The 22,811-nt window shown below is 71.7% G+C and carries 21 protein-coding genes; 16 read left to right on the top strand and 5 right to left on the bottom strand.

The annotated features are described in order from the left end of the window. Window positions 1-24 precede the first annotated feature (24 nt). On the bottom strand, window positions 25-2,088 hold the full coding sequence (locus JQN84_RS12990; protein WP_204958609.1) for a SpoIIE family protein phosphatase: 2,064 nt from the start codon (window positions 2,086-2,088) through the stop codon (window positions 25-27). 286 nt (window positions 2,089-2,374) lie between these two features. Between JQN84_RS12990 and JQN84_RS12995 the strand changes: the two genes are divergently transcribed. Together JQN84_RS12995 and JQN84_RS13000 are read left to right on the top strand one after the other, a co-directional pair. Beyond that, the gene (locus JQN84_RS12995) at window positions 2,375-6,739 is read left to right on the top strand and encodes a HAMP domain-containing protein (RefSeq protein ID WP_204958610.1); all 4,365 of its coding nucleotides are present in this window, start codon (window positions 2,375-2,377) and stop codon (window positions 6,737-6,739) included. After that, on the top strand, window positions 6,736-7,296 hold the full coding sequence (locus JQN84_RS13000; protein ID WP_204958611.1) for a response regulator: 561 nt from the start codon (window positions 6,736-6,738) through the stop codon (window positions 7,294-7,296). The genes JQN84_RS12995 and JQN84_RS13000 overlap by 4 nt, the downstream gene beginning before the upstream one ends. 3 nt (window positions 7,297-7,299) lie before the next feature. Here the strand turns inward: JQN84_RS13000 and JQN84_RS13005 are convergent, their stop codons facing one another. Beyond that, the gene (locus tag JQN84_RS13005) at window positions 7,300-7,806 is read right to left on the bottom strand and encodes a GbsR/MarR family transcriptional regulator (RefSeq protein ID WP_204958612.1); all 507 of its coding nucleotides are present in this window, start codon (window positions 7,804-7,806) and stop codon (window positions 7,300-7,302) included. Between the two features lie 95 nt (window positions 7,807-7,901). Between JQN84_RS13005 and JQN84_RS13010 the strand changes: the two genes are divergently transcribed. Beyond that, complete coding sequence (locus JQN84_RS13010) at window positions 7,902-8,837, top strand: ABC transporter ATP-binding protein (protein WP_204958613.1); 936 nt, start codon at window positions 7,902-7,904, stop codon at window positions 8,835-8,837. Then, complete coding sequence (locus tag JQN84_RS13015; protein WP_204958614.1) at window positions 8,834-10,426, top strand: ABC transporter permease; 1,593 nt, start codon at window positions 8,834-8,836, stop codon at window positions 10,424-10,426. Before JQN84_RS13010 ends, JQN84_RS13015 begins: the two co-directional genes overlap by 4 nt. A 4-nt stretch (window positions 10,427-10,430) precedes the next feature. On the opposite strand, the gene JQN84_RS13020 is transcribed toward JQN84_RS13015, so the two are convergent. Next, window positions 10,431-10,766: an STAS domain-containing protein gene (locus JQN84_RS13020; protein ID WP_088642049.1), complete on the bottom strand. Its 336-nt coding sequence runs from the start codon at window positions 10,764-10,766 to the stop codon at window positions 10,431-10,433. Between the two features lie 169 nt (window positions 10,767-10,935). Here JQN84_RS13020 and hemL point away from each other — a divergent pair, with 169 nt between their 5' ends. From hemL to ccsB, 6 genes are read left to right on the top strand one after another with little or no spacing between them, the layout of a single operon-like run. Further along, window positions 10,936-12,273, top strand: a complete 1,338-nt coding sequence (hemL, locus tag JQN84_RS13025) for a glutamate-1-semialdehyde 2,1-aminomutase (protein ID WP_204925718.1) — start codon at window positions 10,936-10,938, stop codon at window positions 12,271-12,273. Window positions 12,274-12,279: 6 nt separating this feature from the next. Beyond that, window positions 12,280-12,927, top strand: a complete 648-nt coding sequence (locus tag JQN84_RS13030; protein WP_204958615.1) for a histidine phosphatase family protein — start codon at window positions 12,280-12,282, stop codon at window positions 12,925-12,927. Between the two features lies 1 nt (window position 12,928). Then, window positions 12,929-13,504, top strand: a complete 576-nt coding sequence (locus JQN84_RS13035) for a TlpA family protein disulfide reductase (RefSeq protein WP_204958616.1) — start codon at window positions 12,929-12,931, stop codon at window positions 13,502-13,504. Then, the gene (locus tag JQN84_RS13040) at window positions 13,504-14,412 is read left to right on the top strand and encodes a cytochrome c biogenesis CcdA family protein (protein WP_204958617.1); all 909 of its coding nucleotides are present in this window, start codon (window positions 13,504-13,506) and stop codon (window positions 14,410-14,412) included. Before JQN84_RS13035 ends, JQN84_RS13040 begins: the two co-directional genes overlap by 1 nt. After that, on the top strand, window positions 14,412-16,034 hold the full coding sequence (gene resB / locus JQN84_RS13045) for a cytochrome c biogenesis protein ResB (protein ID WP_204958618.1): 1,623 nt from the start codon (window positions 14,412-14,414) through the stop codon (window positions 16,032-16,034). The genes JQN84_RS13040 and resB overlap by 1 nt, the downstream gene beginning before the upstream one ends. Beyond that, window positions 16,034-17,032, top strand: a complete 999-nt coding sequence (gene ccsB, locus JQN84_RS13050) for a c-type cytochrome biogenesis protein CcsB (protein WP_204958619.1) — start codon at window positions 16,034-16,036, stop codon at window positions 17,030-17,032. The genes resB and ccsB overlap by 1 nt, the downstream gene beginning before the upstream one ends. Here the strand turns inward: ccsB and JQN84_RS13055 are convergent. Next, window positions 16,998-17,219 carry a hypothetical protein gene (locus tag JQN84_RS13055; RefSeq protein WP_088642055.1) on the bottom strand — a complete coding sequence of 74 codons (222 nt, stop codon included), beginning with the start codon at window positions 17,217-17,219 and terminating at the stop codon, window positions 16,998-17,000. The two genes, ccsB and JQN84_RS13055, sit on opposite strands and share 35 nt — an antisense overlap. Before the next feature lie 106 nt (window positions 17,220-17,325). On the opposite strand from JQN84_RS13055, the gene JQN84_RS13060 reads away from it, so the two are divergent. From JQN84_RS13060 to JQN84_RS13070, 3 genes are all read left to right on the top strand, one after another. Further along, window positions 17,326-18,807 carry an ATP-binding protein gene (locus JQN84_RS13060; protein WP_204958620.1) on the top strand — a complete coding sequence of 494 codons (1,482 nt, stop codon included), beginning with the start codon at window positions 17,326-17,328 and terminating at the stop codon, window positions 18,805-18,807. 181 nt (window positions 18,808-18,988) lie between these two features. Then, window positions 18,989-19,795: a helix-turn-helix domain-containing protein gene (locus JQN84_RS13065; protein ID WP_204958621.1), complete on the top strand. Its 807-nt coding sequence runs from the start codon at window positions 18,989-18,991 to the stop codon at window positions 19,793-19,795. Then, window positions 19,786-19,974 carry a DUF397 domain-containing protein gene (locus JQN84_RS13070; RefSeq protein ID WP_088642057.1) on the top strand — a complete coding sequence of 63 codons (189 nt, stop codon included), beginning with the start codon at window positions 19,786-19,788 and terminating at the stop codon, window positions 19,972-19,974. Before JQN84_RS13065 ends, JQN84_RS13070 begins: the two co-directional genes overlap by 10 nt. 109 nt (window positions 19,975-20,083) lie before the next feature. Here JQN84_RS13070 and JQN84_RS13075 read toward each other — a convergent pair whose 3' ends face one another. Then, window positions 20,084-20,560, bottom strand: coding sequence for a MarR family winged helix-turn-helix transcriptional regulator (locus tag JQN84_RS13075; RefSeq protein WP_204958622.1), 477 nt, complete (start codon window positions 20,558-20,560; stop codon window positions 20,084-20,086). Between the two features lie 63 nt (window positions 20,561-20,623). Between JQN84_RS13075 and JQN84_RS13080 the strand changes: the two genes are divergently transcribed. From JQN84_RS13080 to JQN84_RS13090, 3 genes are all read left to right on the top strand, one after another. Then, complete coding sequence (locus JQN84_RS13080) at window positions 20,624-21,184, top strand: carboxymuconolactone decarboxylase family protein (RefSeq protein ID WP_204958623.1); 561 nt, start codon at window positions 20,624-20,626, stop codon at window positions 21,182-21,184. A gap of 121 nt (window positions 21,185-21,305) precedes the next feature. Next, a complete protein-coding gene (locus tag JQN84_RS13085) occupies window positions 21,306-21,890 on the top strand; it encodes a type IV toxin-antitoxin system AbiEi family antitoxin domain-containing protein (RefSeq protein ID WP_204958624.1) in 585 nt (194 codons plus the stop codon). Next, window positions 21,887-22,768, top strand: a complete 882-nt coding sequence (locus tag JQN84_RS13090) for a nucleotidyl transferase AbiEii/AbiGii toxin family protein (RefSeq protein WP_204958625.1) — start codon at window positions 21,887-21,889, stop codon at window positions 22,766-22,768. The genes JQN84_RS13085 and JQN84_RS13090 overlap by 4 nt, the downstream gene beginning before the upstream one ends. The last annotated feature ends 43 nt before the right edge of the window (window positions 22,769-22,811 follow it).

A 22,811-nucleotide genomic window follows, 5' to 3' on the forward strand; every position in this document is an offset into this window, starting at 1 on the left:
AGGGGGAACGGGCCGGGGGCGTACTCAGAGGGCGTCGTTGCGCAGCACCAGGATGGCGATGTCATCGCGGGGCGACTCGACCGAGAAGTTGATCGCGGCGGACCGCAGCCGGGCCGCGACCACGTCGGCGGAGTAGCCGGCCAGCGGGGCGGCGGCCTCCCGGAGCCGTTCGGTGCCGAAGAGCTCCCGGCCGCGCCGCCGCTCGGTCACCCCGTCGGTATAGAAGATCAGCGCATCGCCCGGCGCGAGCACGATCTCCGCCGCCGGGGAGGTGATCGCGTCGAGCAGACCGAGCGCCGTGCCACCGATGCCGACGAAGTTGGCCCCACCGGCCCCGTGCAGCAGGACCGGTCGGTCGTGCCCGGCCAGGTGCAGCGAGACGTCGAGCCGGTCGCCGTCGCCCGGCCCGACCGCCGCCAGCGCCAACGTGCAGTACCGCCCGCCACCCCGCTCGACGAGCGTGTCGTTGAGCCGGGCCAGCGCCTCGGGCAACGGCTTGCCGTCCCCGACCAGCACCCGGATCACGTCCCGGACCAGCCCGGTCACCGCCGCTGCCTGCACGCCCTTGCCGGACACGTCGCCGACCACCACCAGCCAGCGGCCGTCCGGCAGCGGCACCACGTCGTAGAAGTCGCCGCCGACCTCGGCCTCGTCACCGGTCGGGACGTACTCGGCGGCGAAGCCGATGCGCTCGACGACCGGAAGCACCGGCGGCAGCAGCGACTGCTGGAGGGTCTGCGCCACCCGACGCCGTTCGGCGTGGATGCGGGCGTTCTCGATGGCGAGGCCGGCCCGCCGGGCCACGTCCTCCAACACCGCGACCTCGTCCGGGTCGTGCCGGTGCCGCTGGTGCCGTCCCACGGCCAGGGTGCCGAGGCGCTGGCTGCGGGCGACCAGCGGTACGGCGAAACCCTCCATCGGCCCACCGAGCGGCACCTGGGAGCCGGTCCGCGACGCCTCCCGCAGCCGGGCCTGGACCGAATCCGGCCCGGACTCCTCAAGCACCTTGTGCAGTTGGGGCAGGACGGACTCGTCGGCGTGACTGGACGCGGCGAGCCTGAGCCGGCCCCACTCGTCGGTGGTGTGCACCGCGCACCACTGGCCGAGCCGGGGCACCACCAGCTGCGGGATCAGCGCCATGGTCAGGTCGACGTCGAGTGACTGGGCGAGCAGTTCGCTGGCCTCGGCGAGGAAGGTCAGCCAGGCCGAGCGGCGGACGTCGGCCCGGCGCAGCCGGTCGTTCTCCAGGTGCAGGGCGAGCCGTTCGGCGGCGAGGACGGCCAACGGCCTGGCGTACGCCGACGGTGCCGCGTCCAGCTCCAGCTCCCCGACGTACGGCCGGTGCACGGCCAGCGGCACCCGGAGCAGCTCGTTGCCGGGGCGGGGGTGCCGGCCGTAGCGGGCCAGCACCTGCGGGCCCTCCCCCTCGCCCCGGTCCAGCCGGATCACCCCGCCGGCCGCGCCCACCATCTCGGCGACCCGGGTGAGCAGGTCGGTGGCGAAGTCGGTGAGCGGCTCGTCGGCGTACGGGTCGGGGCGGGTCTGGGTGAGTTCGCTCATCGCGGCGGCGCTCGGTGCGCTGGTCCCCGGTTCGCTGTCGGTCCGCCCGGGTGGCGGGTGCGGGGAGGGGGCTGCGTCGCCGTGGTCGCCGTGCCGGTCGAGCCGGAACCACACCCCCTTGCCGGTGGGCAGGTAGGTGGTGCCCCAGCGGCTGGCGAAGTGGTCGACCAGGAGCAGTCCCCGCCCCCGCGCGGAGACCTCGCCGATCTGGTCGGTGTCGTTGCGGATGCCGACGACCAGTTCGTCGACCGGCCCGGCGGCGAAGTCGGAAACCGTGACGGTCAGGCCGATCTGGTCGGCGACGACCTCGATGTCCAGTTCGGTGCGGGCGTGTTCGACGGCGTTGGTGGAGAGTTCGGTGGTCAGCAGCAGCGCCTCGTTGAGTAGTTCGTCGAGGTCGGCTTCGGCGAGCACGGAGCGGACCACGGCGCGGGCGGCGGCCGGGGTGCGGTTGTCGGCGGGCAGCCGGACGCGCCGGACGTGCTCGTCCCGTCCCGCGTCTGTCCCGGCCCCCGGCTCCGCTGACACCCCCGTATCCTCTACCGCCACCGGCCGGGTGCCAAGCCGCACCACGTACCGTCACACCCGCCGCGCCGACCAGGTCGGTGGTGGTCACCCTCCGCCACCTGGCCGGTCCGGCCTGTGGGCTGGCGGGCCGGACCACGTCGGCGCGCGGTGGGGCGGACGCCGCGTCGTCGCTCGGCGCGGCCGTATCCGGGGCACGTCGTATCCAGGGCCCGGCGGCGACCCGGGCACAATGAGGGGAAGTCGGCGTGTCGGCACGTCGGGAGCCCTCCGAGTCGAGCGAGGAAAGATGACCGCGAAACAGTCGGTGACGGCGGACGGGTCCGCCTCCGAGCATGACGCGCTCCTCGGTGAGCTGTCGGAGGCGCTGCGACGGGTCGGCCGGGGTGACTTCAAGGTACGGCTGCCCCGGCGGGCGGGTGCGGCCGGCGAGGTGGCGGACGCCTTCAACGAGGTGGTGTCGCTGCAGGAGCGGCAGCACCTGGACCTGCGCCGGATCAGCCGGGTGGTGGGCCGCGACGGCCGGCTGACCGAACGCCTCGACGAGGAGGGCCTGGACGGCTCCTGGGCGGAGGGCCAGCGGGCGGTCAACTCGCTGATCGACGACCTGGGCCGGCCGACCACCGAGATCGCCCGGGTGATCATGGCGGTGGCCGACGGTGACCTCTCCCAGCACATGGAGCTGGAGATCGACGGTCGCCCGCTGCGCGGTGAGTACCTGCGGATCGGCCGGACCGTCAACACGATGGTCGGGCAGCTCTCGTCGTTCTCCAACGAGGTGACCCGGGTGGCCCGGGAGGTGGGCACCGAGGGCAAGTTGGGTGGCCAGGCGGACGTGCGGGGCGTCGCCGGCACCTGGAAGGACCTCACCGACTCGGTGAACACCATGGCGTCGAACCTGACCGGCCAGGTGCGGTCGATCTCCCAGGTGGCGACGGCGGTGGCCCGGGGCGACCTGTCGCAGAAGATCACGGTCGGGGCGCGGGGCGAGGTCGCCGAGCTGGCCGACACGATGAACTCGCTCACCGACACGCTGCGCCTGTTCGCCGAGCAGGTGACCCGGGTGGCGCGCGAGGTGGGCACCGAGGGCAAGCTCGGTGGGCAGGCCGACGTGCCGAACGTCGCGGGCACCTGGAAGGACCTCACCGACAGCGTCAACTCGATGGCGTCGAACCTGACCTCCCAGGTGCGTAACATCGCGCAGGTCTCCACGGCGGTGGCCCGGGGTGACCTGAGCCAGAAGATCACCGTGGCGGCGCAGGGTGAGATCCTGGAGCTGAAGGACACCGTGAACACGATGGTGGACCAGCTCAGCTCGTTCGCCGACGAGGTGACCCGGGTGGCCCGTGAGGTCGGCATCGAGGGCAAACTCGGCGGCCAGGCCCAGGTACGCGGCGTCTCCGGCACCTGGCGGGACCTGACGGAGAACGTCAACCAACTCGCCGGCAACCTGACCAGTCAGGTCCGCAACATCTCCCAGGTCTCCACGGCGGTGGCGAAGGGTGACCTGTCGCAGAAGATCACGGTCGACGCGCAGGGCGAGATCCTGGAGCTGAAGAACACGGTCAACACGATGGTGGACCAGCTCTCGTCGTTCGCCGACGAGGTGACCCGGGTGGCCCGTGAGGTGGGCACCGAGGGCAAGCTGGGCGGTCAGGCGCAGGTCAAGGGCGTGAGCGGCACCTGGCGGGACCTCACCGACAACGTGAACTCGATGGCGTCGAACCTGACCTCCCAGGTGCGCAACATCGCCTCGGTGACTACGGCGGTGGCGAAGGGCGATCTCAGCCAGAAGATCACCGTCGACGCCCGGGGCGAGATCCTGGAGCTGAAGTCGACCGTCAACACGATGGTGGACCAGTTGTCGTCGTTCGCCGACGAGGTGACCCGGGTGGCCCGTGAGGTGGGCACCGAGGGCAAGCTCGGCGGGCAGGCCCAGGTACGCGGGGTCGCCGGCACCTGGCGGGATCTGACCGACAACGTGAACTCGATGGCGTCGAACCTGACCAGTCAGGTGCGCAACATCGCGCAGGTCTCGACGGCGGTGGCGAAGGGCGACCTGTCGCAGAAGATCACGGTGGACGCGCAGGGCGAGATCCTGGAGCTGAAGAACACCGTGAACACGATGGTCGACCAGTTGAGTTCGTTCGCCGACGAGGTGACCCGGGTGGCCCGCGAGGTGGGCACCGAGGGCAAGCTCGGCGGTCAGGCCCAGGTGAAGGGCGTGTCCGGCACCTGGCGGGACCTCACCGACAACGTGAACTCGATGGCGTCGAACCTGACCTCCCAGGTGCGCAACATCGCCTCGGTGACCACGGCGGTGGCCAAGGGCGACCTCGGCCAGAAGATCACCGTCGACGCGCAGGGCGAGATCCTGGAACTGAAGAACACCGTGAACACGATGGTGGACCAGCTCTCCTCGTTCGCCGACGAGGTGACCCGGGTCGGCCGCGAGGTCGGCATCGAGGGCAAGCTCGGCGGTCAGGCCCAGGTGAAGGGCGTGAGCGGCACCTGGCGGGACCTCACCGAGAACGTCAACCAGCTCGCCTCCACCCTGACCACCCAGCTCCGGGCGATCTCCCAGGTCTCCACGTCGGTGACCCGGGGCGACCTGACCCAGCGGATCGCGGTCAAGGCGCAGGGTGAGGTCGCCGAGCTGAAGGACAACATCAACCAGATGATCGTCACCCTGCGGGAGACGACCAAGAAGAACGCCGAGCAGGGCTGGCTCGACTCCAACCTGGCCCGCATCGGTGGCCTGCTCCAGGGTCAGCGGGACCTGGGCGAGGTCTGTCGCATGATCATGATGGAGGTGACCCCGCTGGTCGACGCGCAGCTCGGCGCGTTCTTCCTGGCGGACACCTCCGAGGGGGTGATGCGGCTGCGGCTGACCGCGTCGTACGGCTACGTGGCGCGGGGGCACGACGTGACCTTCGGGCCCGGCGAGGGGCTGGTCGGCCAGGCGGCGCTCTCCCGCCGGACGATCCGGCTCAACGCGCTGCCCGACGGGCGGATCACCCTGCGCTCCGGGCTGGCCGACACGCTCCCGTCCGACCTGGTGGTGCTGCCGATCCTGTTCGAGGGCGAGCTGCTCGGGGTGATCGAGTTCGCCAGCGTGGCCCGCTTCTCGGAGCTGCACCTGGGGTTCCTGGAGCGGCTGGTGCTCACCATCGGCATCGCGGTCAACACCATCCAGGCCAACCGGCGTACGGAGGAACTGCTGGCCCAGTCGCAGCGGCTGGCGCTGGAGTTGCAGGACCAGTCGGCGGAGTTGCAGCGCACCAACGCCGAGCTGGAGGACAAGGCGAAGCTGCTCAGCGAGCAGAAGGGCAACATCGAGACCAAGAACCGGGAGATCGAGCTGGCCCGGCTGGGGCTGGAGGAGAAGGCGCAGCAGCTCACCCGGGCGTCGGCGTACAAGTCGGAGTTCCTGGCGAACATGAGCCACGAGCTGCGGACGCCGCTGAACTCGCTGCTGCTGCTGGCCCGGCTGCTGGTGGAGAACTCGGAGCGTAACCTCACCCCGAAGCAGATCGAGTTCGCCCGGACGATCCACGGCTCCGGCTCGGACCTGCTGCGCCTGATCGACGACATCCTGGACCTGTCCAAGATCGAGGCAGGGCGGATGGACGTCGAGCCGACGGAGATCCGGTTCGCCGAGATCCGCAACTACGTGGAGCAGGCGTTCGCCCCGCAGGCGGAGGAGAAGAACCTTGACTTCCAGGTGCGGGTGGCCAAGGAGTTGCCGCCTGCCCTGGTGACCGACGCCCAACGGTTGCAGCAGATCCTGCGCAACATGCTCTCCAACGCGGTGAAGTTCACCGACAACGGCGCGGTCACCCTGCGGATCGCGCCGGCGGCGGAGAACGCGGTCTTCGACGTGCCGGCGTTGACCAACGCCCGGCAGGTGATCGCCTTCACCGTGATCGACACCGGCATCGGCATCTCCGACGACAAGCTGAGCATCATCTTCGAGGCGTTCCAGCAGGCCGACGGCACCACCAGCCGGCGGTACGGCGGCACCGGGCTGGGCCTGTCGATCAGCCGGGACCTGGCTCGGTTGATCGGCGGCACGATCACGGTGACCTCCGCGCCGGGGCAGGGTTCGACGTTCACCCTCTTCGTCCCGGACGTGCTGGCACCGGACGCGGTGGTGGCCCCGCAGACGCCGTCGCCGGAGCGGGCGGGCCTGCCGTCGTCGCTGCTGATGCCGCCGGTGGAGTTGCTGGCCGCGCCGGAGGCCCCGGCCACCAGGCAGTTGGACGGCGCCACCGTACTCATCGTCGACGACGACGTACGCAACGTGTTCGCGTTGACCAGCGCGTTGGAACTGCACGGGATGACCGTGTTGTACTCGGACAACGGCGCGGACGGGGTTCGCGTGCTGGCCGAGCATCCGGAGGTGGACATCGTGCTGATGGACGCCATGATGCCTGACCAGGACGGTTACGAGACGACCCGGCAGATCCGCCGCAACCACCGCTTCGCCGACCTGCCGATCGTCTTCCTCACCGCGAAGGCGATGCCCGGTGACCGGGAGTCGGCGTTGGCCGCCGGGGGTAGCGACTACATCACCAAGCCGGTGGACCTGGACGGGCTGATCGAGCGGATGGCGTCCTGGATCAGTGGCCGCCGAGACAGGGAGAATTCGTGACGCAGACGGCCAAGGCGCTGCTGGTCGACGACCGCCGGGAGAACCTGATGGCTCTGGAGGCGATCCTCCAGGGGCTCCCGGTCCAGTCGGTGGCCGTGGAGAGCGGTGAGGCGGCGCTGAAGCAACTGCTGGTGGACGACTTCGCGGTGATCCTGCTGGACGCCCAGATGCCCGACATGGACGGTTTCGAGACGGCCAGTCACATCAAGCGTCGGGAACGGACCCGGCACGTGCCGATCATCTTCCTCACCGCCGCCGACCGGGACGCCCAGTTGGCGCTGCGCGGCTACGCGGTCGGGGCGGTGGACTACCTGACCAAGCCGTTCGACCCATGGGTGCTGCGGGCCAAGGTGTCGGTCTTCGTGGAGCTGTGGGTGAAGACCCGGCAGTTGGCGGCGCAGTCCGACGTGGTGCGGGAGCGCGACGCCCAGTGGCGGGTGCTCACCGACGCGGTGGACGAGGCGAGCGCCCTGCTGCGGGTCGAGGACGATCCGGAGGCCCGGCAGCGCGCCCTGGACGTCCTGGAGCAGGCCCGCTGGGGCAGCAACACCGCCTGACGGTCAGGCGGCGGGTGGCTCGGCGTGGCCGGTGGCGGCCCGGCGGGCCCGCCAGCGTTCGCCGAGCGAGTCCAGTTCCTCCTGGATGAAATAGAAGAAGTCCCGCATCTCGGCCACCCGTTCGCCGCCCGGGGTGGCGGTGCCGCCCAGTGCCGTGACGCCCGCGTCGGCGATGTCGATGAAGTTCTTGTAGAGGCCGGTCTTGGTGATGGTCCCCTCGTACCAGGGGTTGTCGGGCAGCCGGTAGTGGTCCCGGCGCGAGCGCGGGACCGGTTCGCGGACCAGCATGCTGACCTGGGTCAGGTGGCGTACCGCGCCGGAGACGGCTGCCGCGCTGACGCCGAGCCGTTCGCCGATCTGGGCGGCGGTCAGCGGGCCGTCGGCGCTCATCACGGCGAACAGGACCCGGGCGGACATCCGGGGGAAGCCGACGTCCGCGAAGGCCATCGCCATCCGTTCGACGAAGAGGTGGACCTCGTCGTCGTGGCCGGGTCGACGGTCGTCAGGCATCGGACGCTGCTCCTCGGGCTCGGGACGGTTCAGGCGATGGTGCCGCACCGAACAGAGTCTTCACAACTTTGTGAAACGAGTGTAGCTTCCGAATTGTGGAAACCCCGATAGCGGTGACCGGCCTGGTGAAGACCTTCGGCCGCACCCGGGCCCTCGACGGGCTCGACCTGACCGTGCGGGCCGGCGAGGTGCACGGCTTCCTCGGCCCGAACGGTGCCGGCAAGTCGACAGCCATCCGGGTCCTGCTCGGGCTGCTGCGGGCCGACGCGGGGGCCGTCCGACTGCTCGACGGCGACCCGTGGCGCGACGCCGTCACGCTGCACCGCCGCCTGGCGTACGTGCCGGGTGACGTCACCCTCTGGCCGCAGCTCTCCGGCGGCGAGGTGATCGACCTGCTCGGGCGGATGCGCGGCGGGCTCGACCCGAAGCGCCGCGCCGAGCTGCTGGAATCGTTCGAGCTGGACCCCCGCAAGAAGGGGCGCACCTACTCCAAGGGCAACCGGCAGAAGGTCGGCCTGGTCGCCGCGCTCGCCTCCGACGTCGAACTGCTCATCCTCGACGAGCCCACCTCCGGGCTGGACCCGCTGATGGAGGAGGTGTTCCAGCACTGGATCGACCGGGCCCGGCGCGACGGCCGCACGGTGCTGCTGTCCAGCCACATCCTCGCCGAGGTGGAGGCGCTCTGCGACCGGGTGACGATCATCCGCAACGGTCGCCACGTCGAGACCGGCACCCTGACCGAGCTGCGCCACCTGCACCGCACCGCGATCGACGCCGAACTGGCCGGCCCGGTCGCCGGCCTGGCCGACCTGCCCGGCGTGCACGACCTGCGGGTCGACGGCGACCGGGTCCGCTTCGCCGTCGACACCGTCGCGCTGGACACCGCGCTGCGCCGGCTCACCGAGATCGGCGTCCGCAGCCTGGTCAGCCAGCCGCCGACGCTGGAGGAGCTGTTCCTGCGCCACTACGAGACGCCCCCGGCCCCCGCCGCCGCGTCGGGCGGCGACCAGCCGACCGGGGTACGGCGATGAGCTCCCTCACCGGCACCGGTCACCTGGCCCGGCTGATCCTGCGCCGGGACCGGATCGTCCTGCCGCTGTGGGTGCTGCCGCTGGCCGTCCTGCCGGTGTCGTACGCGGGCAGCTTCCTCGCGCTGTTCCCCACCGCCGCCGAGCGGGCTGCGTACGTCACCGGCACCGCCAGCAACCCGTCGGTGGTGGCCCTGCTCGGCCCGGTCTACGGCGACAGCGTCGGCGCGTTGACCGCCCAGCGGGGCGGCTTCCTCCAGGTGATCGTCGCACTGGCCGCCCTGCTCACCGTCATCCGGCACACCCGCACCGAGGAGGAGGCCGGCCGGCGGGAACTACTCGGCGCGACCGTCCTCGGCCGGCACGCCGGGCTCACCGCCGCGCTGCTGGTGACGTACGCGGCCAGCCTGGTGCTCGGCCTGCTCACCGCCGCCGGGCTGGCCGCCACCGGCCTGCCGGCGACCGGCTCGCTGGCGTACGGGCTGTCGGTGGCGCTGGTGGGGACGGTGTTCGCCACGGTGGGCGGGGTGGCCGCCCAACTCGCCCAGAGCGCCGGTGGGGCACGCGGGATCGCCGCCGGGGTGCTCGGGGTGGCGTTCGCGCTCCGGCTGGTCGGCGACACCTCCGACCAGGGGTGGCCGAGCTGGCTCTCCCCGCTGGGCTGGGCCGCGCGCGTCCGCGCGTACGCGGGGGAGCGCTGGTGGGTGCTGGCGCTGCCGGTCGCGTTGACCGTGCTGCTGGCGGTGGTGGCGTACCCGGTGTCGGTGCGCCGGGACCTTGGGGCCGGCGTGCTGCCGTCGCGACCGGGCCCGGCGCGGGCCGGGCGGGGGTTGTCCGGGCCGTTCGGGCTGGCCTGGCGGCTGCACCGGGGGCCGCTGCTGGGCTGGTCGGTGGGGTTCTTCCTGCTCGGGTCGGTGGTCGGTGGCGCCGCCGAGGCGGCCGGCCGGTCGGTCGCCGGCAACGCCGCGTTGGAGCAGGTGATGGCCCGGTTGGGTGGCGCGTCGGGGCTGGCCGAGGCGTACCTGGGGGTGTCGTTGGGGGTGGCCGGGTTGGCCGCCGCCGGCTACGGCGTCCAGGTGGCGTTGCGGATGCGGTCGGAGGAGGCCGCCGGGCGGGCCGAGCCGGTGCTGGCTACCGGGGTGCACCGGTCGACCTGGCTCGCCTCACACCTGGTGTTCGCCCTGGCCGGGCCGGTGCTGGTGCTGGCATTGGCGGGGCTGGCGGCCGGCCTGACCTACGGGCTGAGCATCGGTGACGTGCCGGGCCAGCTGCCCCGGATGCTGGGTGTCGGCCTGGCGCAGGTGCCGGCGGCCTGGGTGCTGGCCGGTCTGGCGGTGCTGCTGTCCGGGCTGCTGCCCCGGCTCGCCCCGGCGGCCTGGGCGGTGCTCGCGGTGGTGGTGCTGCTCGGTCAGCTCGGCGCGGTGCTGGAGCTGAGCCAGTGGCTGCTGGACCTGTCGCCGTTCACGCACACCCCGCAGGTGCTGCGGGCGGGCTGGAGCGTGACCCCGCTGCTGGTCCTGACCGGGCTGGCCGGGGTGCTCTGCGCGGCCGGGGTCGTCGCCTTCCGCCGCCGCGACACCCCGGTCGGCTGACCGGTCAGCCGGAGGGGGTCTCGTTACGGATCATCAGGGCGGAACGGAGGCCGGTGATGTCGAGGACGCGGAGCAGGAAGTCGCCCACGTTGCTCAGCATCAGCAGGCACTGGGAGTGGCTGGCCTTGCGGCTGAGCACCACCAGCGTGCCCAGCCCCTGCGAGTCGCAGAAGGTCACCCCGGCCAGGTCGAGCACGATGCGCGGCGGAGGATCGGCGAGCACCTCGTTCACGACCGTCGACAGCTGGGCGGCGGTGAGCATGTCGATCTCACCGGCCAGGCGCAGCACCACTTCGTCGCCCGTCCGGTGTACCGTGATGGACAGCTCGGCACGATCCACGCCGTCAGCCTATCGCGATCCCGCCAACCCGGCCCGGTGAGACGATCCGCCGTGCCGACCACCGCGCGGGCGGCAGCGCCGCCACCGGCTCCGGGTGGGGTGAGCCGGGTAACCCGGCCCCGGGGTGGCTGCGGATTCTCCGGCCGGCGCTGACACAATGGGCCGCATCGTGACCGATACCTTTTCCGCCGGCACCGGCCGTTATCCCGCCGACGCGCCGGCCTCCGAGGCCCTGTTCGACCGCGCCCGCGCCATCGTGCCGGGCGGGGTCAACTCCCCCGTGCGCGCGTTCCGTGCCGTCGGCGGCACCCCGCGCTTCATGGTCCGGGGGGAGGGTCCCTGGCTGTACGACGCCGACGGGCGACGCTACGTCGACCTGGTCTGCTCGTGGGGGCCGCTGATCCTGGGCCACGCCCACCCCGAGGTGGTCGAGGCGGTGCGGGAGGCGGCCACCCTCGGCACCAGCTTCGGCACCCCCACCCCGGGTGAGGTGGAGCTGGCCGCCGAGATCGTCGAGCGCACCCCGGTCGAGCAGGTCCGGCTGGTCAACTCGGGCACCGAGGCGACCATGTCGGCGATCCGGCTGGCCCGCGGCTTCACCGGTCGCTCCAAGATCATCAAGTTCGCCGGCTGCTACCACGGTCACTCCGACGGGCTGCTCGCCGCCGCCGGCTCCGGCGTCGCCACCCTCGGCCTGCCCGACTCGCCCGGGGTCACCGGCGCGGCGGCCGGTGACACCATCGTGCTGCCCTACAACGACCTCACCGCCGTCGAGGCGGCGTTCGCCGCGCAGGGTCCGCACATCGCGGCGGTCATCACCGAGGCCGCCGCCGGCAACATGGGCGTGGTCGCCCCCCGCGACGGCTTCAACTCCCGGCTCGCCGCGATCGCCCACGCGCACGGCGCGCTGCTCATCGTCGACGAGGTGATGACCGGGTTCCGGGTCTCCCGCGCCGGCTGGCACGGCCTCGACCCGTCGGATGCCGACCTGTGGACGTACGGGAAGGTGATGGGGGGCGGGCTGCCCGCCGCGGCCTTCGGCGGGCGCACGGAGATCATGTCCCGGCTCGCCCCGGCCGGCCCGGTCTACCAGGCCGGAACGCTCTCCGGTAACCCGCTGGCCTGCGCCGCCGGCCTGGCCACCCTGCGGCTCGCCGACGACGCGCTCTACCGCCGGCTCGACGACACGGCCGCCGTCGTGGGCAAGCTCGCCGCCGACGCGCTGGCCGCCGCCGGGGTCCCGCACCGCCTGTCGTACGCGGGCAGCATGTTCTCGATCTTCTTCACCGACGCCGACGTGGTCGACTACGACAGCGCCCGCACCCAGCAGGTGCCCGCGTTCAAGGCGTTCTTCCACGCGATGCTCGCCGCCGGCGTCTACCTGCCGCCGAGCGCGTTCGAGTCGTGGTTCGTGTCGGCGGCGCTCGACGACGCCGCCCTGGAGCACATCGCCGCCGCCCTGCCCGGCGCGGCGACAGCAGCGGCAGCGGCAGGCAGCGGGGGGTAAACACCAATGACCAAGACCGTCGTCCACGTGCTGCGGCACGGCGAGGTGCACAACCCGGACCAGATCCTCTACGGCCGGCTGCCCGGCTTCCGGCTGTCGGAACTGGGCGTGCAGATGGCCAAGGCCGCCGCCCAGGCCGTCGCCGAACGGGAGATCGTGCACGTGGTGGCCAGCCCGCTGGAACGCGCCCAGCAGACCGCCGAGCCGATCGCCGGCCAGTTCGGGCTCCCGGTCGGGGTGGACGAACGGCTGATCGAGAGCGCCAACTGGTTCGAGGGCAAGAAGGTCTCGCCCGGCGACGGCTCGTTCCGCGACCCGCGCAACTGGTGGGTGCTGCGCGACCCGGTGACCCCGAGCTGGGGTGAGGCGTACCGGGCCATCGCCGAGCGGATGTTCGCCGGGCTGCACGCCGCCCGGGTGGCCGCCGAGGGGCGCGAGGCGGTCATCGTCTCCCACCAACTGCCCATCTGGACGCTGCGCCGCTACGTCGAACGCAAGCGGCTCTGGCACGATCCGCGCCGCCGGCAGTGCGGGCTGGCCAGCCTCACCTCCTTCCACTTCGACGGGGCGAAGGTGGTCGGGATCGGGTACTCCGAGCCGGCTGCGCACCTGATCGCGATGTCCGCGACAGCCCGGACGGCCAAGGGGGCCTGAGATGCGTTCCCGGAGGCCGCTGGCCGTCCTGCTCGCCGCCGTCACCGCCGGGGCGGCGCTGGCCGGCTGCTCCTCCGGCACCGAGGAGAGCCGGTGCGCCAACAACGGCGGCATCGTCGAGTGCGCCCCCGACCAACGCTCCGCCGCCCCGACGATCGCCGGTGACCTGCTCACCGGTGGCCGGTACGACACCTCCCAGGCCCGGGGGCAGGTGGTGGTGGTCAACTTCTGGGGTTCCTGGTGCGCGCCCTGCCGGGCCGAGGCCGACGACCTGGAGGCCACCTACCAGGCCACCAGGGCGTCCGGGGTGACCTTCCTCGGCATCAACGTGCAGGACAGCCGGGACAAGGCGATCGCCTTCGAGGAGGGTCGGGTCACCTATCCGAGCCTGTTCGACCCGGCCAGTCGGCTGGCGCTGGCGCTGGACATCCCGCCGAACACCATCCCGGCCACCGTCGTGCTCGACCGGCAGGGCCGGATCGCCACCGTGATCCGGGCCGCCGTCACCACCGACGGGCTGCGCCCGATCGTCGAGCGGATCGCCGCCGAAGAGCCGGCGTCGACCGGTTCCCGCTGATGGGCGAGACGTTCCGCGAACTCGCCCAGTCCGGCCCGCTGCTGCTGGCCATCGGCGCGGCGGCGCTCGCCGGGCTGGTCAGCTTCCTGTCCCCGTGCGTACTGCCGCTGATGCCCGGCTACCTGTCGTACGTGACCGGCCTGGCCGGCACCGACCTGGAGGGCCGCGCCCGGCCGACCACCCCGCCCGACGCGGACCCCACCCCGGGCGGCGGCCCGGCACCCGGTGGCGACCCGGCCACCGAGGGCGGCTCGGCACGCGGCGGCGGTTCGGCATCCGGCGGCACGGTGGCGGTGGCGACCCGGGCGGCGGCCCGTCCGGTGGCGGCGGTCAAGGGCCGGGTGCTGGCCGGGACGTTGCTGTTCATCGCTGGCTTCACCGTCGTCTTCACCGCCACCGCGATCCTCTTCGCCGGGTTCGGCCGGATCTTCTTCGACTACGAGCGCACCTTCCAGGTCGTCATCGGCGCGCTGATCGTCCTGCTCGGGCTGAGCTACCTGGGGGTGCTCCCCGGGATGCAGCGGGAACTGCGCATCCGTCGGCTGCCCGCCGCCGGGCTGCTCGGTGCGCCGGTGCTCGGCGCGGTGTTCGCGCTGAGCTGGATGCCGTGCACCGGGCCGACGCTGGGCGCGGTGCTCGGGATGGCCGCCACCGGTGGGCAGACCGACCGTGCCGTGGTGCTGGCGGTGGCGTACTGCCTCGGGTTGGGGTTGCCGTTCGTGGTCTTCGGGTTGGGCTTCCACCGGCTGCTCGGGGTGTTCCGCGCGGTCCGGCGCAACAGCCGCTGGGTGACCCGGATCGGCGGGGTGCTGCTGATCCTGATCGGTCTGGCGCTGGTCACCGGCGGTTGGCAGAACTTCGTGATCTGGTTGCAGACGACGGTGGGCCCCGGCGAGGTGAGCATCTGATGACGACCGTCGACGACCGCCCGGCCAGCCCACCCGCCGAGGCTCCCCGCCGCCGGCCGAATCCGCTGCTGGCCCTGCTGCGCAACTCGTGGCGGCAGCTCACCAGCATGCGTACCGCGTTGATCCTGCTGTTCCTGCTCGCGGTCGCGGCCATTCCCGGCTCGGTACTGCCGCAGCGCGGGGTCAACCCGGAGAACGTCGACAGGTACTTCGTCGAGCATCCGGAGCTGGCTCCGCAGCTGGACCGGATCGGCGCGTTCGAGGTGTTCGGCTCGGTCTGGTTCTCCGCCATCTACCTGTTGCTGTTCACCTCGCTGGTGGGCTGCATCCTGCCCCGGATGCGTGAGCACGTGCGGGCGTTGCGGGCCCGGCCGCCGGCCGCGCCCAAGCGGATGGAGCGGCTGCCGCAGCACACCGTGCTGGAGTCGCCGGGCGCCGCCGACCCGCAGGCCATCGCCGCGGTGCTGCGTCGCCGCCGGTGGCGGGTGCAGGTGCGCGGCAACGAGGTCTCCGCCGAGAAGGGCTACCTCAAGGAGACCGGCAACCTGCTGTTCCACACCTCGCTGGTCGCCGTGCTGCTCGGGGTCGCGCTCGGCTCGTGGTACGGCTGGCACGGCAACAAGCTGCTGGTGGCCGGCGCGGACAACGCGTTCTGCAACACCCGCCAGCAGTACGCCGAGGCAAAGCTCGGCCCGCGCGTCGACAGCGCCGACCTGCCGCCGTTCTGCCTGACCCTCGACCGGTTCGACGCCCGGTTCCTGCCGTCCGGGCAGCCGGAGAGCTACCGCGCCACGGTGACCGTCGACCGCCCCGACGGCTCGGACCGGCGGACCGCCACCTTCTCGGTCAACTCGCCGCTACGGCTGGGCTCCGCCAACGTCTACCTGCTGGGTCACGGCTACGCCCCGATCCTCAGGTACACCGACCGGTACGGCCGTAGCCAGACCAGCACGGTGCCGTTCCTGACCAGCGGCGACGCCAACCTCACCAGCGAGGGGGTGGCCGCCTTCCCGGACGCCAACGTCGACCCGGCGACCGGCCGGCGGGATGCCAACCAGCAGGTCGCCTTCGAAGGGCTGTATCTGCCGACCGCCCCGGACACCGGGCCGTTCGCGTCGTCGCGGTTCCCCGAGGAACGCAACCCTGCCGTGGTGCTGGCCGCCTACCGGGGCAACCTGGGGCTGGACGCCGGCATCCCCGGCTCGGTCTACCAGCTCGACCAGCGCCAGGTGACCAACGGCAAGCTCAAGCAGGTGGGCGACAGGAAGCTGGCCCCGGGCGAGACGTGGACCCTGGACGACGGCAGCAAGCTGGAGTTCCTCGGCACCAAGCGGTACGTCACCCTCTCCGTCCGGCACGACCCGGGCGAGGAGCTGATGCTGGGTGCCTGCGTGGTGCTGCTGGTCGGGCTGATGGGGTCGCTGTTCGGCCGTCGGCGGCGGGTCTGGTTCCGGGTGACGCCCCCCGACAGTGGATCTCCGACGGGCGGTAGTAGCTTGGTGTCGGCCGGTGGGCTGCCGCGCACCGATCATCCGGGGTTCGCCGAGGAGTTCGCGTCTCTCGTCGCGGCGGTACGCGACGACGGGCGGCCCGACCGGCCGGCGCGAGAGGGAGTCGAGTGATGTCCGCAGTCTCCGACCAGTTGGTGACGTTCGCGATCCTGGTGTACCTGATCGCGATGATCAGCCACGCCGTCGAGTACGCCCTGGGCAACGTCCGTGCCGTCGCCGCCCGGGTCACCCCGGCGCGGGAACTGGTCGGCGCGGGCGTGGGTGGCGCGGGAGTCGACAAGGTCGACGGGCCGGTGGCCGACGCCCCCGGGACCACGCCGCCGTCGGTCCGGCCGAGCCGTTCGGCGGGGCGGGCCCGGCTCGCCGGGCGGATCGCCGCCGGGCTGACCGTGCTCGCCGCCGCGCTGCACCTCGGCGCGCTGGTCACCCGGGGGATCGCCGCCGACCGGATGCCCTGGGGCAACATGTACGAGTTCGTGCTGACGGTCACCTGGATCGGGACCGCCGCCTGGCTCGTGGTGCTCGGGAAGCGGCCGTCACTGCGCCGGCTCGGGTTGTTCCTCACCCTGGTCATGGTGCTGCTGCTGGCGTTCGCCGAGCTGAAGCTCTACGTCCCGGTGGTGCCGCTGATGCCGGCGCTCCAGTCGTACTGGTTCATCATCCACGTGTCGACGATCGTCTTCTCCTCAGGCATCTTCCTGCTGGGCGTGGTGCCGGCCGTGTCGTTCCTGCTGCGCAACGGCTACGAGCAGGGGCGGCGCAGCTTCCCGTACACGCTGGCCCGGCGGCTGCCCGGAGCGGCCGACCTGGAGCGGCTGACCTTCGCGCTGCACGCCTTCTCGTTCCCGATCTTCACGTTCGCGGTGATCGCGGGCGCGATCTGGGCCGAGGCGGCGTGGGGCCGGGCCTGGGGCTGGGACCCGAAGGAGACCTGGGCGTTCATCTCCTGGGTGGTCTATGCCGGTTACCTGCACGCCCGCGCCACGCCCAGCGTCCGGCGCAACGTGGCGACCTGGATCGCGGTGCTGGGCTTCCTGACCGTGCTGATGAACCTGTTCGGGGTGAACTTCTTCTTCACCGGCCTGCACTCGTACGCCGGGGTGGAGTGAGCCGGCCGGTGAGCACCCGGTCGACGCCCAGGGTCACCTGGTAGGCGACCTCCGGCACGTCGGCCAGGTCGAGGCGCTCGGCCCGCAGGGCGAGCTGGGCGTGCAGCTCCCGGGCCACCGCGTCGCGGATCTCCCGTTGGAGCGGGGAGAGGCCGTCCGGATCACCCACCGTGTACGCGTCATCCATGCGCCCATCCTCCGCCGGAGAAGCGGGCTGTGTCGACGCCCCTCCGTCTGCAAAATGTATAACTACACTTCTAAGAAGTGTAGTTATAAGAAGTGCGGAGACCGTGATGCGTGAGCTTGCCAAGCCTGCCGGGATCTTCGACCGGGACATCGAGTGGACGGAGCTTGCCCGCTTCGCGGCGGACGAGCGCCCCGGCGCGACGCTCGGCGTGGTGAGCGGACGCCGCCGTCAGGGCAAGACGTTGCTCCTCTACGAACTCGCCCGAAGCAGCGGCGGCTTCTACTTCGGTGCCACGGAGGCGACGTCGACCGAGTCGCTCCGGCGGCTCGGGGAGGCGCTCGGCGCGTTCGTGGGTGCCCCCGGCCCGGTGCAGCTTCCGGACTGGGCGGCGGCGGTGGACGCGCTGCTCGCCCTCGGCCGGGACCGCCCGGTGCCGGTGGTGATCGACGAGTTTCCCTACCTGGTGCGGGCGGCACGGGATCTGCCGTCGATCATCCAACACGCACTGACTCCGGGGCGGCCGGAGCGCAGCGAATCCCGCGCCCGCCTGTTGCTGTGTGGCTCGGCCCTGTCGTTCATGGGTGGCCTGCTCGCCGGGTCGGCACCGCTGCGCGGCCGGGCCGGGCTGGAGCTGCCGGTCCGGCCCCTGGACTACCGGGCGGCGGCAGCCTTCTGGGGCCTCGACGATCCGCTGCTGGCGGTGCGGGTCTTCGCCATCGTCGGTGGTACTCCCGCCTACCGGCGCGAATACGTGCAGGATGACGCGCCCTCCGGTCCGGCGGACTTCGACCCGTGGGTGGTCCGTGCGGTGCTGAATCCGGCGCGACCTCTGTTCCGGGAGGCGCGGTATCTGCTCGCGGAGGACCCCGACCTGCGGGACGCGGCGTTGTACCACTCCGTGCTCGCCGCCGTGGCGGAGGGGAATGCCAGCCGGGGCGGGATCGCGGGCTACATCGGACGCAAGGCCACCGACCTGCAGCACCCACTCACCGTCCTTGAGGACGCCGGCCTGTTGCTCCGGGAGCCGGATCTGTTGCGCACCAGCCGCAGCAACTACCGGATCACCGAGCCGTTGATCTCCTTCTACCAGGCGGTGATGCGGCCGGCATGGACCGCCCTGGAGCAACGGCGTGGACTGGAGGTCTGGCGACGTTCGCAACGCCGGTACGCGAGCGCCGTCCTGGGCCCGAGGTTCGAGGAGATCGTCCGGCAGTGGGCGGTGGGGTTCGCCGATCCGGAAGTGCTGGGTGGGCCGGTGGCCGAGGTCGGTACGGCCACCCTCACCGACGCGGCGAGCCGGACCAGTCACGAACTCGACCTGGTGGCGCTCGGCGAGCCGCCGATGGGGGACGGTCCGCGTCCGTTGCTGGCGATCGGTGAAGTGAAGTGGGGGCGTCGACTGGGTCTTCCCGACCTGGAACGACTGGCACGCCTACGCGACATTCTCCGGGGGCGGCCCGGGGTGGAAGCGACCGACGTACGCCTGCTCCTCGCCAGCGCCGAGGGCTTCACCGACGAACTCGTCCGGGTCGCCGCCGACCGACCGGACGTCGTGCTTGTCGATCCCGAGGTGCTCTACGGGCGCTGACGAATCAGGACGGTGCAGGACCCGACGTCACATCCGGGTGCGGCGCTGGAGCGGGGTCGGGAAATGCTGGCGGGACTGTGGAGCGGCGGGGTCTGACAGGGAGCTTCCTGATGACTACTCTGCGACACGGTGATTCCGTCCGCTGCCGGGTGGACGGTCGCCGTCCCGATAGGAGTGCCGGATGAGCGAGCGGGTGTCGACGGCGGAGCTGATCCGGGCCCAGTTGCGCCGGTCGCGGGCGACCGCCGGCCTGACCCAGGAGGAGTTCGGCCGCCGGGTGCACTACTCCCCGTCGACGGTGTCGGCGGTGGAGCTGGGGCAGGTCGTGCCGAACCACTCCTATCTCAAGCGCGCCGACGACGTCCTCGACAGCGGCGGCCTCTTCGTCGCCCTGCGAGAGTTGGGGCGGCGCGACGGTGAGCCGGTGTGGTTCCGCCCGTGGCTGGAGGCCGAGCGGACGGCGACCCAGCTGCGCTGCTTCGGCGCGACCATGGTGCCGGGCCTGTTGCAGACCGCCGACTACGCGCGGGCAGGCTTCCGACTTGATCTCAGTTACACCGCCGAGCGGGTCGAGGAGTTGGTGGCGGCCCGACTCGCCCGGCAGGAGATCCTCGACCGGGAGCACCCGCCGCAGCTCACCGCCGTGATCGACGAGAGCGCGCTCCGCCGGTTCGCCGAGGGCTGCGCCGAGGTGATGGCCGGTCAGCTCCGGCACCTGATCGAGTGCGCCCGCCGGCCGCACGTCAACGTGCACGTCCTGCCGGCTACGGTCGGATTGCATGCGGGCCTTTTCGGGCCGTTCATTCTCGGCTGCTCGGCCGACGGCGACTGGGTGGGCTTTCTCGACACGCAGACCGGCGGCACGGTGGTGGACGACATCGACGGGGTGGCGACGCTGCTGGGAAGATGGGAAACTCTGCGCAGTGAGGCGCTGCCCCGACAGCAGTCGATCGACCTGCTTGAGGAGATCGTGAGGCCATGGATCTGACCGACGCCCGGTGGCGCAAGGCCACCCGCAGCGGCAACGACTCCGGCGCCTGCGTCGAGGTCGCCGACAACCTGCCCGGTCGGGTGCACGTCCGGGACTCCAAGGACCGCGACGGCGGGGTGCTGACCTTCGCCCCGGCCGCCTGGCGGGCCTTCGTCGCGCAGACCCGCCGCCACTGACCGCCCGCCGGCCGGCGGGCACTCCCGTCGCACAGGCTGGGCCACTGGTGACCCGGGCGCGTTCCTGACGTCCGCGTCGGTCGCCGGGCAGGTGTGCCCGGAGGGCGTTTCAGCTGCCGAACCAGCCAGGGACGTCGAGGCGGAAGGTGTCCGGCGGGGTGACCGCGCGGAGGTCGTCCTCCAGGGCGGCCACCCGCTCCGCGCCGAGCCGGCCAACCCACTGCTCCCGTAGCGCGTCGAAGATCGTCGCCGAGCGGCGCAGCCCGTCGACGCCCTTAGCCGTCATCCGGATCAGCTTGCGGCGGGCGTCGGCCGGGTCGTCGGCGCGTTCCAGGTAACCGAGGGCGACCAGCCGGTCGACGGTCTTTCCGGCGGCCTGCTTCGAGACGCCGAGGCGGTGGCCCAGGTCGGACGCGGTGGTGCCGTGCACGCCGACGGCCTGGAGTACGAAGCCGTGTGCCGGCCGCAGCTCGGGGTGCCCCTGCCGGGCCAACTCGGCGTGCAGGTCGTCGACCAGGCTGCGGAACCCGGCGAGCAGCAGCAGGGGCAGCACGAAACCGGGCCGCTCGGGGTCACCCGTCGACATGTTCGACAACCTGGTTTACTGTTTCGACAACCACGTTGACTATCGTACGTGAGGGGTAGCCCCATGTCCCGATCCGGCTTCACCACCCACACCCTCGACACCGCGCCCGACGCCGCCCGGCCGACCATGGCCGGCGTACGGCGGAAGCTCGGCCACCTGCCCGGCGCGGTCGGTCTGATGGCCGAGTCCCCCGAGCTGCTCAAGGGGTTCCTCGCTGCCTCCGCGACCTTCGAGACCACCGACCTCGCGCCCGTCGAGCGGGAGGTGGTGGTGTTGACGGTGGCCACCCGCAACCGGTGCCACCTCTGCGTGGCGCTGCACACCGTCACCCTGCACCGGCTGGGTGCCGCCGCTGAACTGATCGCCGCGCTGCGCGACGGCACCGACCTGCCCGAACCCCGGCTGGCGGCGCTGCGCCGGTTCACCCTCGCCGTCCTCGACCATGCCGGTGACGTGCCGGACGAGGAGCTGACCGCCTTCCTCGACGCCGGCTACCGGCCCCGGCACGCCCTGGACGTGGTGCTCGGGGTCGGGACGTACACCATCTCGACCCTCGCCAACCGACTCACCCGCGCCCCGCTCGACCCGCCCCTCGCCGCGTACGCCTGGGAGCCGGCGGCCTGACCGACCGGCCGCCGTCGAGGACGGACACCTTGCGCTGGCACGAAAGTAAAACACAACTTTAGTTCTTCGGCTTCACCTGACCGGAACCTAAAGCTTTTCTTTAGGTTGGTAGCCTTGGCGAGTGTCAACATCGAACCGGCGAGCGCTGTTCCAGCTTGCTGCCCGTCAGCACGGCTACGTCACCGCCGCGCAGGCTCGGGAAATTGGATACTCGTATCAGGCGCAGAAACACCACGTTGATCACGGCAACTGGGTGCGGGTCGACCGGGGAGTTTTCCGGCTGATGGATTGGCCGGCGCATCCGGCGGACCATCTCGTCCGTTGGGTGCTGTGGAGCGGGGCGGTGGGCGTGGTGAGTCATGCCAGCGCGCTCTCCGTGCACGACCTTGGTGATCTCGACCCGGCCAGGGTGCATCTGTCGGTTCCCGCGCGGTTCCGACGCTCGGCTCCGGAGATCGTCCTGCACCGACCGCTTCCCCCCGAGGCGGACATCGAAGATCGAGAAGGGTTCCGGGTGACGACCCCGAGTCGCGCACTTGCCGAGTGCGCACAGGCAAGGATCGAGCAACAGTGGCTCGACGGTGCTGTCGCCGAGGCGCTCAGCCGGGGCCTCACCACTGCACGGCGTCTGCGTGCCGCCGCCACGGAGTTGGGTCCGACGGCGGAGCTGGGTGCGCATATCGCCCTGGCGGCGGCAGGTCGATGAGCAGGAGATACTCGACGGCTTCCGCGCTGCGTGCTGCCGTCGACAACCGCATCCTCGAACGTGCGCGACTGCTCGGCAGGGACCCCAACTGGCTCCGTCGTCGCCTTGCCTTCACCAGGCTCCTGGTGCGCCTCGTTCACCAGAACACCGATGCCTGGGTGCTCAAGGGCGGGATGGCGGTCGAGCTGCGACGGCCCGGGCTTGCACGATCGACCCGCGATGTCGACCTGGTGATAAGGCCGGGCCTGGTAGCGGACCCGGCTGACGGAACGGAACTCCACGAGGCGCTCATCGAGGCACTGCTCACCGACCCTGACGGTGACTGGTTCATCTACTCGGCCGCCGCGCCGACCCGGCTACGCGACGACGCGTACGGCCGTCCGGCCTGGCGTTTCCCGGTCGAGAGCCGCCTTGCCGGCCAACTCTTCGCCACACTCAAGTTGGACGTGGTGGCGCGACCCGAGGAACTGGGCGGCGTCGAGCTGCGCGAACTGCCGGACGACCTGGCATTCGCCGCGATCCCCACCCGGGTGATCTGGGTAGCTGACCTGCGGCAGCAGTACGCCGAAAAGCTGCACGCCCTGACGCGGCTCTACGAAACCGGGCTGTCCACCCGGGTCAGGGATCTGGTCGACCTCGTCCTGCTGGTGGAGGACGGTGTGCCGGCTGATGAAGCGCTGGTCAGGCGGGTGCACCACGTCTTCTCCATCCGAGGTACCCACACCGTGCCGGATGATCTCCCCGAACCACCGCCATCGTGGAACGCCCGGTACGAAGTCCTGGCTGCGGAGATCGGGCTGGCGGTGACGTCTGCCATCGAGGCACACAAGATTGTTTCAGGGCACTGGGCGCAGGCTCGTGCCGCAGGGGATCAGTGACACCACGCGGGACGCGAACCCGGACGTCGTTGTGGCAGGGCCC

The sequence above is a fragment of the Micromonospora humidisoli genome, assembly GCF_016900955.1.
Lineage (GTDB): Bacteria > Actinomycetota > Actinomycetes > Mycobacteriales > Micromonosporaceae > Micromonospora > Micromonospora wenchangensis.